This is a genomic window from Limisalsivibrio acetivorans, from assembly GCF_000421105.1.
Classification (GTDB): Bacteria; Chrysiogenota; Deferribacteres; order Deferribacterales; family Geovibrionaceae; genus Limisalsivibrio; species Limisalsivibrio acetivorans.
Map to the genome: position 1 here is coordinate 912,353 of NZ_ATWF01000001.1, position 14,101 is coordinate 926,453.

Here is a 14,101-nt window from a genome sequence, read left to right on the forward strand (position 1 = left end):
TTGATATTCCTCGGTATAGAAACTTCCTGCGATGAAACCTCCCTTGCGATATACTGCACCAACAAGGGCATTCTTGCGGCAAAAACCGCATCCCAGGCGGATATACACTCCCGCTTCGGCGGTGTTGTGCCGGAGGTAGCATCCAGAAACCACATCCTTAAGCTTGAAAGCCTCTTTAACGAATGCCTAAGCATATCGGGCTTGGGTACCTCCGATATCGACTGCATCGGGGTAACCAACGCTCCAGGGCTCATCGGCGCACTCTTCGTCGGTGTAGGCTTTGCAAAGGGGCTGGGCTATTCCCTCGGCATACCTGTGATCCCCATAAACCACCTCTCTGCCCACATACTCGCCGCAGAGATAGAGCACGAGGAGCTGAAGCCCCCTTACCTTGCACTGATCATCAGCGGAGGTCACACCCACATCTACGACGTCGACAAGGCGCTCAACTACAGGCTTCTGGCAAAGACCCTCGATGACGCCGCAGGGGAGAGCTTCGACAAAGTTGCCAAGATGATCGGCCTCGGCTACCCCGGCGGACCTGCCATTGAAAAGCTTGCAAAGGACGGGGACTCCGATGCCGTAAAGCTCCCCATAGCCATGAAAAAGGATGACAACTTCAGCTTCTCCGGCCTGAAAACCGCCGTGCTGAATGCTTACAACACCGGGGAATACAGCAAAGCGGATCTTGCGGCATCCTTCCAGAAAACAACAGCTGAAACCCTCGTTCTCAAAACCATGCGGATAGCTAGAAGGTTCGGCAGAAAGCGGATAACCGTAGCCGGAGGTGTTGCCTGCAACGGATATATCAGAAACAGCTTCGCCGAAGCCTGCAGTGAAGGCGAGAAGGTCTACTTCCCCTCCTTCCGCCTGTGTACCGACAACGGCGATATGATCGCTTATGCCGCCTCAAGATTTTATAACAGAAGGAGATTCTTCCCACTCGAAGGAAGAGCTTATGACACTCAACCCGAGATCGGATAACACCATACTCCGGCTCCTTGATAATAACAGGCTAATCGCCGCACCCCTTGCCGGAATAACAACTCCCCCTTTCAGAAAAATGCTCCGGGATTTCCATGATGGGATTATATACACAGAGATGATCTCCGTCGAAGGCCTCATACGCATGGGTGCAAAGACCCTTGAATACCTTCGTCTTAACGATGCGGATCACCCTGTGGGAATACAGCTCTTCGGCGGAAAGCCGGAATCATACCCCGAAGCGGTTCGTGTTGCCGAGGAATGCAGCAGCCCCGATTTCTACGATATTAACATGGGCTGCCCCGTTAAGAAGGTTATCAAAGGGGGTAGCGGCTCCGCCCTCCTGTGCGACCTTCCCAGAGCAGGGAAAATAATCTCTGCACTCCGCAGAGCTACGGATAAACCCGTCACCGTAAAGATCCGCCTCGGCTGGGATAGGGATTCACTCATATATAACGAGCTCATCCGAATTGCCGCCGAGGAAGGGGCAGACGCTGTAACCCTCCACGGCAGAACTAAAACAGAGATGTTCTCAGGTGTACCCGACTATGAACTCATCGCAGATGCTGTAGCCAACAGCTCCATCTCCGTTATTGGAAACGGTAATGTTGCGGATGTAGAATCCATGAGAAGGATGGAGCAGACAGGATGCGACGGAATAATGATAGGCAGGGGGCTTATGAAGATGCCCTGGATCTTCGAATCACTCCGAAACGGAAAAAACCCCGAAGGATACCTTTCGGGCCCCCAGCTTTATGAACTGCTTCTCAAGCTCTACGACTACACCGAAGAATTCGCTGAAGGGAAAAAATTCATCGATGCCTATAAGAAATACAGCGTATGGTTTTCCAAGGGTTTCCACGGTTCATCGGATTTTCGTACTAGGGTGTACAAATGCGGTGATGAATCCTCACTAAAAAAGTGTATGAAAGACTTTTTTCTTACTAGCGATCCGGTATAATATTTTATATGATAAACGGCCTTCAATCTGAAAGAGCCGATACTTAAATTTTCATTGGATATGATATGAGGCTGAAACTTATACTTACAAGTCTGGTTTCCGTTACAGCCGTGGCCCTGCTTGTGGCGTATTCTGTTCTTACTTTGCGCATCGCAAACACAAAAGACACGCATAACCAGCTTACAGGTTATACATATACAAAGATAAGCTCATCCTTCTTTGAAAAACATCGCTCCGAGATAACAAAACTCGCCTCGCTGGAAACTGTAGGGAAACACCTGAAACTCGGCGAAAACCCTCACGATATACACATCATAACCAAAAGCTTTCAGGATCTTTCCGGTGCACTCTTTACTGGGATAATCCAAAACAGCGGGGCTCTTGAGGTATTCGCTGCCGATCAATCAAACAGATACATAAAAACTTCCATGTCAGAGCACGATCTCTTCATAAAGGGTATGAAGGGTAACGGGCTTGTATCCCCCAACTACGACAGTGTACTGGATAAACGCTACATTACCTTCTCTTCACCGGTATTCTATAATGGAGAGCCGGACCCTGTTGGTGTTGCCTTTGCCAAATTCTCCACAGAAAGCATCGGAAATGTACTTGAAGGATACCCCTACCCCGCCGCACTGATGACACCGGAGGGGGTTGTCTTCGTCTCCAATGTTGAGGAGTGGCTCTTTAAAACCGCCTTTGAAAGTAATGAGAGCACTCAGAAGCCCCAGCGCCTTGAAGGGGTAAAGCTCGGCAGTATCCCCCAGAAACTTGACAGCGATATAATATCACTCAGCGGGATAAAATACAGAACCATTATCAGCGAAATCGGCTCAGATCCCGACAACCGCTGGTATCTTTTCACAGCGTACCCCGCCGGACCCCACGACGGCCTCACAAGTCTGCAGACCAATCTAATTTCCGTAACTGGGCTGTTTGTCCTAGTCATGCTTTTCATCATACTCCTTTACACAAAGAGCCAGCACGCCCTTGTAAAGTCCGAAGAACAGTACAGAAAGATATTCGAAAACGCCCAGGAAGGTATTTTCCAGATAAACACAAGCGGCGAAATAATAAGCATAAACCCCTCCCTCGCAAGGATATTTGGTTATTACTCAACCCAGGAGATAATCGACAATAACGTCCGGGTTACCGATGAGCTATACAACGACCCCAAGGACAGACAGAAACTCCTCGACCTACTCAGAACCCACGGAAAGATTAAGGACTACGAGGTCAGAGTAAGACGGAATGACAACAAGGATATCTGGGTTATGATTCAGGCAAGATCAGTACGAAACAGCCAGAACGAGATAATTTATTATGAAGGCCTTGTTGAGGATGTGACGCAGAGGAAGGAGTCCGATCTTAAGCTTCGTAAGGCGTACGATGAACTCGAAAGGAAGGTTATAGAACGTACCGCAGAGCTTGAGGAGATAAACAGCGAACTGGTTAGAGCAAAGGAGACTGCCGATTCCGCCACAGCGGCGAAGAGCCGTTTCCTTGCGAATATGAGCCATGAGATAAGAACGCCCATAAACTCTATCATAGGCGCATCGGACATGGCGATGAATGAGGAGCTCCCGAGTCATACAGAGTATCTCGTCAAAATAATCCACTCCTCCGCCTACTCACTCATGGGAATAATAAACGATATCCTCGATTTCTCAAAGATCGAAGCAGGCAAGATGGAGGTGGATAACAAGCCGATGAAGCTCAACTCCATCATCCGTAAATCCGTAACCCTCTTCACCTCCCGTTCCGAAGAGAAAAAGATAGAGATATTTACCGACTGCGATCCGGATATCCCAGTCACTGTTATAGGAGATCCGGTACGTTTTCAGCAGATAATCTCAAACCTGCTAAGCAATGCCACAAAATTCACTGGTTACGGCGGGTTTATCATGGTCAGCACAAAGCTAGTCAATAAGTCAGCAAACGCCGTTCAGGTTCGGATAAACGTAGAGGACAACGGTATAGGCATCCCAAAAGAAAAGGTCGACGCCCTCTTTGAGCCCTTTATCCAGTCCGACTTTTCAACCACAAGAAAATACGGCGGAACTGGGCTCGGACTCACCATCACCAAAGAACTTGTGGAGCTTATGGGGGGAACCATAAGCCTCGATTCCGAAAAGGGGCGTGGAAGCTGTTTCAGTATTATCATCAGATTTCCCATTCAAAACGAAGAACCGGAAGAACAGCCTGAGATTTTAAACCCCAGGCAGGTTGTGCTGTTTGACGAAAACCGTGAATTCACCCTTCGCATAAGCCGCCTTCTCCAACACCTCGGCATACCTTGCGAGAGGGCTGAATCGGATGCCGAACTCATAGAACTCTCTATACCAGGAGGCTGTATCATCATCTGCTCCCCCGAATCATTGGAGAAGAGCCTAGATATAAGCCAGATTAACGATATACGTGAAAACAACAGCTTCATCTTCATGCTCAGCTCCGGTGACAAAAACCTCCCGCTTACTCCATCAGCGACAATCAGCAAACCGATATTCAGGGATATGCTCATGGAAAAGCTCGCTCTCGTAAACAGCAAAGGGGACGAACAGAGCCAGCTGGAAGCAGAGGACTCAGAGTTTGACATAGACTTCGATCTGAACGGATATAAAATCCTTATCGCAGAGGATAATATAGTAAATCAGAATATCGCCCTGGCTATCCTTCAGAAGGAGGGAGCAGAGGTTTTTACTGCAATGAACGGTGTAGAGGCGTGCAGGTTGGCGGAAAGAGGAGGCTTCCATATCATACTGATGGATGTACAGATGCCCGAGATGGACGGCCTTGAAGCAACGGCAAGACTACGCCAGAGTTTCACCAAAGAACAGCTCCCCATTATAGCTATGACAGCCCACGCCTCCGAAGAGGACAGAGAGGCTTGCTACGCCGCCGGGATGAACTTCTACCTGTCAAAGCCGGTCAGCAGGGTTAAACTGCTCGAAGCAGTAAAGATGTTCGGGTAGTGTTAAATAACTATGCTTAAAAGACTGATAATTAGAGACTAGTTCAAGCTAAATAATGTATTTATAATAATTTAAGTGGTAAGGAGAAATTTTTAGGGAATACTTTCCCCTTAGAATCACCTTTAAAACTCCTTTATCTATCTGAATAATTTTCCATCCATGGAAATTATTCTGCCGTTCGAAGAAAGAAACTTCCTTCTCACTTGCGCAAGCGAGCTTTCATCCATGAAAGCTTATGCTGATCATACGTTTGAGGTTGAAGCGAATAAAGCCAACACGGATGTTGGCTCTGAAGTGAAGAATATGGAGCTATGCTTCATATTCTGTAACGGAAGTAAGCGGAGCGAAGGCTTTGCCAAGCGTAGCGGCAGGGAAATTCTCAGGATGATAAATTTCCCAGATAGGATTAGTCTGGCTTCCAAGGATGGAAGCCCTGAAGGCGAAAGGAAGAACAGCTTTGCTGGTCTGACGAAGCCGGAAGTACGAGAGGGCAAAGTCCCTTTGCCCGAACAGCAATGGAATTTCCACGGACGGGAAATTCCATAGATTAAAATAGGCTTCCAAGGATGGAAGCTCTGAAGTGAAGAATATGGAGCTATGCTTCATATTCTGTAACGGAAGTAAGCGAAGCGAAGGCTTTGCCGAGCGCAGCGGCAGGGAAATTCTCAGGATGATGAATTTCCCATATAAATTAAGACTTAAGGGGTGCTTTTTAGGAACAAACCACCCCTTAACAACCCCTCAAAAACTCCTTTATCTATCTGAATAATTTCCCATCCATGAAAACTATTCTGCCGTTCGAAGAAAGAAACTTCCTTCTCACTTACGCAAGCGAGCTTTCATCCATGAAAGCTTATGCTAATCACACATTTGAGGTCGATACGTAAAAGGCTTCCATGGACGGAAGCCCTGAAGTGAAGAATATGGAGCTGTGCTTCATATTCTGTAACGGAAGTAAGCGGAGCGAAGGCTTTGCCGAGCGCAGCGGCAGGGAAATTCTCAGGATGATGAATTTCCCAGATTATATGGACGGGAATTTCCATATATTAAAATAGGCTTCCAAGGACGGAAGCCTCTGAAGTGCAGAATATGGAGCTATGCTTCATATTCTGCAACGGAAGTAAGCGAAGCGAAGGCTTTGCCAAGCGGAGCGGCAATGGAATTTCCATGGATGGGAAATTCCATAGATTAAATGGCCCTAGTTCATACTAAGACTTACCCTTCCCCGCTCCTTATCAACCTCAAGCACTCTCACCTTAACGTTGTCCCCCACAGAGACTATATCCGAAGGGTGTTTAACGAACCTGTCCGCCAAACGCGAGATATGAACCAGGCCGTCATTCTTCAGACCAATGTCCACAAATGCGCCGAAGTCCACAACGTTTGTAACCTTACCATCCAATACCATACCAGCCTTAAGCTGCTCGAGGTTTACAACGCCCTTTTTGAACAGGAGTGGATCCAGATCGTCCCTGATATCCCTGTCCGGCTTTTCGAGGCTTTCTATAATATCTTCAAGGGTGAACTCACCCAGATCAAGCTCCTTACCGAGCCCTTTCATGTTCTTATTACGAAGTGCCAGCTTGATAAGTTCGGAGTTTGCCAGCGATACATTCAGCTTTTTAAGCAGAAGATAGGCGGATTCGTAGCTTTCGGGGTGGATGAACATGCTGTCCATGGGCTCTTCGCCGTCATAGACCTTAAGAAAGCCTGCACACTGCTTAAAGGTCTGCTCACCGATACCTTCTACCTCCATGAGCTGTTTACGGCTCATGAATTTGCCAAGTTTTTCCCTCGTGCTGACGATCCTTTCAGCCAGACTGCGGCTAAGCCCTGCAACGTACTGGAGGAGTGACACACTGGCTGTATTGAGGTCCACACCAACGCTGTTCACAACATCCTCAACAACGTTTTCCAGTGATTCCCCCAGTCTTTTCGGGTTAACATCATGCTGATACATCCCTACACCGATGGATCTGGGTTCTATCTTAACCAGCTCTGCGAGGGGATCTATGACACGTCTGGCGATGGAGACCGCACCCCTTATGGATACATCCAGATCGGGGAACTCCTTCTGGGCAATACTGCCTGCAGAATATACGCTTGCTCCCGCTTCGCTTACAATGGCATAGCTTAATTCGAGGGCGCTGTCCTCTATAACCGATGCCACGAACTCCTCTGTCTCGCGGCTTGCGGTTCCGTTTCCGATAACGATGGAGTTAACGCCGTACTTTCTGACCATATCTGTAACAGTGCGCCTGCTCCCCTCGTAATCCGCCTGGGGCTTGGTGGGGTAGATAACGCCGTAATCGAGCAGTCCCCCCATATCGTTGACAACGGCAAACTTACACCCCGTGCGGAATGCTGGGTCGATCCCGAGAATAACTCTGCCCGAGACCCTTGGTGTAAGCAGGAGGCTTTTAAGGTTGTTTGCGAAGACCTCAATCGCCTTTTCCTCACCCTTGTCCTTAAGGGTTGCACGCAGATCCAGTTCTGCGGAAACGGAGAGGGTCTTCCTATATGATGCGGAGGCGCATTTCATAGTCACGTCGTTCTGAACTATCCCTTTTTCGCCCATGTTCCGGAGGATAGCCGCCATACATTTTTCTTCATCGGGATTTATCTTCACACGGAGGATCTTCTCCCGTTCGCCACGAAATATCGCCAGAACCCTGTGCGGTGGTATCTCTTCCGCCTTCTGTTCGAACTCGTAGTAGTCCTCATAGGATGTACGCTCGGTGACATCCTTGCGCTTGGAGCAAGCGAGGACGCCAGTTTCGTGGTAAAGCTCCCTTATCCTTGTTCTGGTATCCGGATCGTGTCCGATCTCTTCTGTGATTATATCCTTTGCCATCTCAAGTGCTATCTCGGCGGATTCCACATTCTCACCAATGAATTCTGCGCACTTTGAATCGAGAGCTGATAGATCGTCATTCTCCTTGATCCAGTCCGCAAGGGGCTGCAGACCCGCTTCCCTCGCTATATCCGCCTTGGTCTTCTTCTTCGATTTATAGGGTGCATAAAGATCCTCGAGATCCTTCATGGTGGTGGCATCGAGGATCGCCTTTTTGAGCTCATCGGTGAGCTTGCCCTTTTCATCGATGGCGGCGAGCACCTCTTCCTTACGCTTTTCCAAGGCCACAAGATACTCGAACCGTTCTATAATGTTACGTATATCCTCCGCTTCCATCCCACCGGTCATCTCCTTGCGGTATCGGGCTATGAAGGGGACTGTGTTTCCATCCTGATGGAGGGCTATGAGGTTTTCTACGCTTTTTTTGTTTTTAGAAAACTCTGACGCAACGATTTCAATCATACCAAATCCTCTTTCCATAAAGTAGTTATATATTGTTAAAGTTTAGACTCCACCGAGGAGATAAAACCAGACGGGGAGTGTAATAAACGAAAGTGGAATCCCGATGCCCAGCATAAGTGTGGCTAGCGGAGGGTCTAGATCGTAGTCCATGGCAACGATGCTGGAGGTGACCATCGGCCCCATGGCTGCCTCGAAGACGGTTACCTGCACGATCTCCCCAGTGCCCCCCATGAGCCAGACAAAGAGGATATATATCACAACAGGTGCCACTGCAAGCTTATACAACAGACCGACACCGAGCTTACCCAATGCCCCTTTCATATAGCCGAGGTGAAGCTGAAAGCCCACCGAAACCAGCGCAAGGGGTGTTATGGTGGAACCGAGCTCCGACAGAGTTATTATAAGCCATTCGGGATACTCCACCGGCTTAAGCAAAACTGCCACCACAAGTGCTTGAAAGGGGGGGAACATAGCGACCTTTTTGAGCACCTGGGCAAAGCTGAGTTTACCGGATGAGAATTTTGCCGCAGTGAAAATCCCTAATGTTGAGAGGCAGAGGAAAGAGCCCGCCTGATCCGCCAGAACGCCTATGCCCACAAGGGATGCACCGTAGTATGCGTTAATCATAGGTATGCCGACGAAGGATGTATTTCCGAACCCGCCGGAGAGCATAAGGCATCCGATACTCTGCCTTCCCAGACCCATAGCCTTGCCCACTATGAGGAAAAACACAACGCTCACAAGAAAGACTATCCAGGCCATCGTTATGGGGAAGGCGAGGGAAAGGTCTATCTTGAGTTCGTGGATATGGAGCAGTGCGAGTGCGGGGAGCGAGATATTGATAATGAACTGATTGAGTACCGTGGCTGAACCTGAGGGGAACCTTCCCGACCGGCGCATTATCATGCCCGCAAGAAAACACACAACAAGAAGAATTATATTACCCACCTGAACGCCGCCTCCGGGATAGAATGAACTAAAAAAATAGTCTGGGTAAATCAGTGATCCTTTACTAAATCTTCAGGATTTTAACTGGAAATTGGCAAATTAATCAAGTGCCTGTTTCCAGATGTGTTATAATAACCCATATGATTAAAGGTTTATTGCAATGAGAGTGCTTTACTTCGCCGGCCTAAGCCACGTAATAGAAAACAATATCAACCTTCAGAACAGCTCGAAGCTTGTGTACCTGAGCAAATTTCTGGATGTAGATGTGTTCAGCCATACCGGTATGCTTCCCGATGCAGATGGATACGATGCCTTTATCGGCTCATCCTTCGGCGGATTTTTCGCCCTATGGGGAGCCGCAAGATACGGGATAACTGGTATAGGCATAAACCCCTCCCTCCTTCTTCCCGAACGTATCGAACACCATAAGCAGATCTTCCCCGAACAGCTCAGCATATTCAGCCGAGAAAGCCTTAACGCAATGCGCATGGAGAATCCCCACGGCGATCTCCATGTTCTTATCAACATGGATGACGAGGTTCTCGGTGCAGAAAATGTTATTCGAGAGGCTGGCAAAAATGGAATGAAAACATTAGCTTACAATAAAGGGGGGCATGAGGCTGTGAACTTTTCAGAGGAGATGCTTCCGAACATAAAGGAGATACTTAAGATATGAAAGAAGCTGTATGCGTTTTTGTTAAAAACCCGGTTCCGGGAAAGGTTAAAACCAGACTTGCGGAGGGGGTTGGCAATGAAAAAGCTGCCGGCATATATAGGATAATGGCCAGCGAGGCTATTGCTGTGGCAGAGAAATCCGGTGCGGATACCATGATATTCGTGTCCCCCGTAGATGAAATTGACGACGCTAAGAACAGCCTCGGCCTTGAGGGGAAGAAGGTTCTCCCCCAGGAGGGTGAGGATCTGGGGATAAGGATGCTTAAGGCTTTTGAAACCGTATTCGAGATGGGCTATGACAGGGCCGTGCTCATCGGTACAGATATCCCCTCCATAGACTACCTGATGCTCAGGGAGGCACTGGACAGCCTGCACACAAGCTCTGCTGTGATAGGACCGGCAGATGACGGCGGGTATTACCTGATAGGATTCAAGAAGGACACCCTCTCCGAAAAAGCGTTTCTCGATATGACATGGAGCCACAGTGAGGTTACCGGCAACACTGTGGCAAGGCTTGAGGAGGAGGGGTATGAGTATTTTGTTCTCCCCGAACTCATAGACATAGATGACTACGACGATCTGAAACGATACATGGAAGAAGAGGGAATAAACTCCGAAATGGTAGAGGCGTTTAAAGGCGTCATGGAGAATGGAGATGGCACAAAGGTATGATCTCGCAGTTATAGGTGGTGGAGCGGCGGGGTTTGTTTCCTCCAAGCTCGCCTCCGGAATGGGAAAGAAGGTAGTTCTAATAGAGAACAACAGGCTCGGCGGTGAGTGCACATGGAGCGGATGCGTACCGAGTAAAGCTTTACTGAGAGCGGCTTCCGCCGCACATGCAGTTAAAACCGCCGACAGGTATGGGATTAAAACATCGGGAGAAGTAACCGATGCCTCAGGTGCCTTCCAGTACGCCAGAGATGCGGTGCAGAACGTTTACAACGGCCACAGACCGGAGGCCTTCGAAGAAGAAGGTATCGAGCTCATATTCGGCTCACCATCATTCAGGGATGAGAAGAGCATAGAGGTTAACGGCGAAGTTATTGAGGCAGATAAGTTTATCATCGCCACAGGCTCATCCCCATTCGTTCCACCAGTTTCAGGGTTTGACAGTGAGCACCTTCTCACAAACTCCAACTTCTTTGAGCAGACGGATATACCCGAGTCGCTTCTGGTTATCGGCGGCGGCTCCATAGGTACGGAGATGGCTTCTGCGATGAACAGGCTGGGTTCTGCTGTTACCGTTGTGGAGATGATGCCACGGATCCTTATGCCGGAGGATGAAGAGATGTCTGTTCGGCTCCAGGAGATGCTTACAGCGGAAGGTGTATCCTTTTTTACGGGCACAAAGGCCATTTCCGCAGAGATAGGAAGTAATCAAGTTGTCCTGGAAGTTGAGGACAGCAGAAAGGAACGCAGAATACTCAAGGCTCAGAGGATCCTCGCCGCCTCCGGCAGGAAGGCAAACGTGGACGGTCTGAACCTCGAGGCAGCCGGCGTTGAATATACAGATAAAGGGATACGGGTAAACGAGAAACTGCAGACTTCAAACGACCGGATCTTCGCCGCAGGTGATGTTGCAGGCCCCTTCCAGTTCAGCCACATGGCTGAGTATCAGGCGAAGACGGCCGTTATGAATGCGCTCCTGCCCATAGCGGCAAAGCGTGTGGACTATACCCATGTGGGGTGGTGCACCTTCACAGACCCCGAACTCGCCCATATCGGAGTAACCGAAGCGGAAGCCAGAGAGGAGCTCGGGGATTCGATCAAGGTCTACACATTCAGCTATTCAGGCGCAGACAGGGGAAAAACAGACGGAACGGAAACGGGTTACGCCAAATATATCGTAGACAGCGGCGGCAGACTCGTCGGTGCCCATATCCTCGGAGCAAGGGCCGGAGAGCTCATCCACGAGGCTCAGATAATAAAGAGCTTAGGTAAGCCTTTTAAGGAGCTTTACGGCATGATCCACATATATCCGACCTATTCCGATGTGGTAAAACAACCCGCCAAGAACGCCTATATAGACTCGCTTATGAGTAATCCATTCATCAATCTTGCGAAAAGGTTCCGGGGTGATGGAGATTGAAAAGGCTTCTGATACTAGCCCTCGTTGTTACCCTCATCCTCATCCTTCGCTACAGCGGCCTTGGGGATGCGATAACCTTCGAGGCACTCAAGGAAAACCGTGAGATACTCCTTGAGCGGGTAAACTCAAACTACGCCCTCAGCGCCATGGGATTTATCTTTTTATATATTGTTGTTACAGGGTTCTCCCTTCCTGGTGCGGCTGTGCTGACCCTCTCCTCGGGCTTCCTCTTCGGCATGCCCCAGGGGTGGCTCTTCTCTGTGGCAGGGGCCACCATAGGTGCTTTGGCCGCCTTTCTGATATCCCGATACCTGCTGGGGAACTGGGTACAAAGGACATGGCCCCACAGGCTTGAGAGATTCAATGAGGACTTCCGGCAGAACGGCGCAATGTATCTTCTCACGATGCGCCTTATTCCAGCTTTCCCCTTCTTTCTAATCAACTTCTTTGCCGGACTCACAAGAGTGAGGGTCTCCACATATATCTGGACAACGGCAATCGGAATCGCACCGGGGGGCTTTGTATACGCCTTTGCCGGAAGACAGCTGGGAACCATCGACAATCTCGGAGACATCGTATCCGGACGAATGCTCGCCGCCCTCGCCCTGCTCGGTCTGCTGAGCCTTGCGCCGGTAATCTACAGGAAGCTGTTGCGCCGATGAGCTTTTCCGTAATTATCCCTGTGTACAGTGAAGAGAGTACGATAAACCGTCAGCTGGAGCATGTGGCTTCTATCTTTCAGGGACACTGTTTCGAGATAATCGTCATCGACGGCCATCAGGAGGATTCTACCCTCAAGGTAGTAGAGGATAATTCTATCATAAAGGTTAGCAGTGCCAGGGGAAGAGGTATACAGCTCCAGAAGGGGCTGGAGGCCGCTTCGAAGGATATCTGCCTCTTTCTCCATGCGGATACAAAGCTGCCGCAGGATGCTCCCGCAGAGATTAACCGTATCCTGGGAGAATACTATGCAGGGGCGTTTGATCTAAGAATAGACGACTGGCATCCGGCATTCAGGTTTATCGAGCAAACCGCCGCACTCCGTTCAAGGCTCACAAAGATACCCTATGGCGATCAGGCTGTCTTCACCCGAAGGGGTACAGCCCTAGCTATCGGCTTTGAACCCATCCCGATCATGGAGGATGTGACGTTCATGAAAGAGCTTAAGGGTAAGGGTTTCAGCGTGGGCTTTTCGGATAGATGCGTTTACACCTCATCCCGAAGATGGCGTAAAGAAGGTATCCTCAGATGTACACTACGCAACTGGAAGCTGGCTGTGCTGTATAACTACGGCGTCCACCCTTCAAAACTTGCCGAGGAATATAGTCCTAATGTGGATTAGCAAAAAATGAACAAATAAGACCAGTATTTAATCGATACTTATAAACACTTTAGACTTCCCTTAAGCTTTTATTTGAACAAATAAACGAACAAAATAAACGACATAATAAGCCGGACTGGGTATTCACATCAAATTAAGACTTTAGTGGAAACATTTGCTCTGGTTCTCACTTGCGGCGTGGTGAGAGGGGCTCGTTGTATAAACAGCCGTTCTCCTTGAGGTTGGGGAGTGTAGAGGACACGAACTATTCAGACCTGATATCTGTATGGTAATACTCTGAACTGATTCTCATTTGCCGTATGGTGAGCAGAGAACGGACTATTCAGCCCCTCTTTCGTTCAGTTTGCGAACGCATTTATCAAGGGTTTCCAGAAGCATGTCCTTATGCACAGGCTTAACCATAACATAATCCGCCTTATCCACCTTTCTCGCTTGATCGGGGAAGGCTGTGATAACGATTATGGGGATCTCCGTGTCCTCTTTGCGTATCTCATCTATCATTACAAGACCGTCCATAATAGGCATGGCCAGATCAGCAACAATGATATCGGGGCTTTTCTCGCTGTAAACGGAAAGGCCAACCTCGCCGTTTTCAGCCGTGTATATCTCCCCCACCCTGCGGCGAATGATATTCACTATTGAAAGTCTGGCGATCTCATCATCTTCAACACAAAGAACCTTAAGATCCTCAAGCTTGATATCGGACAAGGGAATCTCCTCTGTTTATACTAATAATCATTTATTACTACAGGATTTTTATATAGTCAAGCGGGGAAAAAATCCCGGCCTGCCTGAGAGACGGGATGCTGTGCCT

The 14,101-nt window shown here is 48.9% G+C and carries 13 protein-coding genes; 10 read left to right on the forward strand and 3 right to left on the reverse strand.

The annotated features are described in order from the left end of the window. From tsaD to K300_RS16670, 5 genes are all read left to right on the forward strand, one after another. Positions 1–984, forward strand: a complete 984-nt coding sequence (gene tsaD, locus K300_RS14520; protein WP_022850435.1) for a tRNA (adenosine(37)-N6)-threonylcarbamoyltransferase complex transferase subunit TsaD — start codon at positions 1–3, stop codon at positions 982–984. After that, positions 959–1,945, forward strand: a complete 987-nt coding sequence (locus K300_RS0104300) for a tRNA dihydrouridine synthase (RefSeq protein ID WP_022850436.1) — start codon at positions 959–961, stop codon at positions 1,943–1,945. Before tsaD ends, K300_RS0104300 begins: the two co-directional genes overlap by 26 nt. A gap of 65 nt (positions 1,946–2,010) precedes the next feature. Further along, positions 2,011–4,917: a PAS domain-containing hybrid sensor histidine kinase/response regulator gene (locus K300_RS0104305; protein ID WP_022850437.1), complete on the forward strand. Its 2,907-nt coding sequence runs from the start codon at positions 2,011–2,013 to the stop codon at positions 4,915–4,917. Positions 4,918–5,142: 225 nt separating this feature from the next. Beyond that, on the forward strand, positions 5,143–5,463 hold the full coding sequence (locus tag K300_RS0104310; protein WP_022850438.1) for a hypothetical protein: 321 nt from the start codon (positions 5,143–5,145) through the stop codon (positions 5,461–5,463). Positions 5,464–5,813: 350 nt separating this feature from the next. Then, positions 5,814–5,972 carry a hypothetical protein gene (locus tag K300_RS16670; RefSeq protein WP_022850439.1) on the forward strand — a complete coding sequence of 53 codons (159 nt, stop codon included), beginning with the start codon at positions 5,814–5,816 and terminating at the stop codon, positions 5,970–5,972. A 143-nt stretch (positions 5,973–6,115) separates the two neighbouring features. Here K300_RS16670 and K300_RS0104320 read toward each other — a convergent pair whose 3' ends face one another. Continuing rightward, positions 6,116–8,233 carry a Tex family protein gene (locus K300_RS0104320; RefSeq protein ID WP_022850440.1) on the reverse strand — a complete coding sequence of 706 codons (2,118 nt, stop codon included), beginning with the start codon at positions 8,231–8,233 and terminating at the stop codon, positions 6,116–6,118. Positions 8,234–8,275: 42 nt separating this feature from the next. Continuing rightward, complete coding sequence (locus K300_RS0104325; protein ID WP_022850441.1) at positions 8,276–9,181, reverse strand: AEC family transporter; 906 nt, start codon at positions 9,179–9,181, stop codon at positions 8,276–8,278. A gap of 160 nt (positions 9,182–9,341) precedes the next feature. Here K300_RS0104325 and K300_RS0104330 point away from each other — a divergent pair, with 160 nt between their 5' ends. Genes K300_RS0104330 through K300_RS0104350 form a run of 5 tightly spaced genes read left to right on the forward strand, consistent with a single transcriptional unit; the run spans position 9,342 to position 13,287 of the window. Then, on the forward strand, positions 9,342–9,857 hold the full coding sequence (locus K300_RS0104330; protein ID WP_022850442.1) for a YqiA/YcfP family alpha/beta fold hydrolase: 516 nt from the start codon (positions 9,342–9,344) through the stop codon (positions 9,855–9,857). Then, positions 9,854–10,528, forward strand: a complete 675-nt coding sequence (locus tag K300_RS14525) for a TIGR04282 family arsenosugar biosynthesis glycosyltransferase (protein WP_022850443.1) — start codon at positions 9,854–9,856, stop codon at positions 10,526–10,528. Before K300_RS0104330 ends, K300_RS14525 begins: the two co-directional genes overlap by 4 nt. Further along, complete coding sequence (locus tag K300_RS0104340) at positions 10,512–11,945, forward strand: dihydrolipoyl dehydrogenase family protein (protein WP_022850444.1); 1,434 nt, start codon at positions 10,512–10,514, stop codon at positions 11,943–11,945. Before K300_RS14525 ends, K300_RS0104340 begins: the two co-directional genes overlap by 17 nt. Then, on the forward strand, positions 11,942–12,607 hold the full coding sequence (locus K300_RS0104345; protein ID WP_022850445.1) for a TVP38/TMEM64 family protein: 666 nt from the start codon (positions 11,942–11,944) through the stop codon (positions 12,605–12,607). The genes K300_RS0104340 and K300_RS0104345 overlap by 4 nt, the downstream gene beginning before the upstream one ends. Beyond that, entirely contained in the window at positions 12,604–13,287 is a 684-nt protein-coding gene (locus K300_RS0104350; protein WP_022850446.1) for a TIGR04283 family arsenosugar biosynthesis glycosyltransferase, read from the forward strand. Before K300_RS0104345 ends, K300_RS0104350 begins: the two co-directional genes overlap by 4 nt. A 318-nt stretch (positions 13,288–13,605) precedes the next feature. Here K300_RS0104350 and K300_RS14530 read toward each other — a convergent pair whose 3' ends face one another. Further along, complete coding sequence (locus tag K300_RS14530; protein ID WP_022850447.1) at positions 13,606–13,995, reverse strand: response regulator transcription factor; 390 nt, start codon at positions 13,993–13,995, stop codon at positions 13,606–13,608. Between the last annotated feature and the right edge of the window lie 106 nt (positions 13,996–14,101).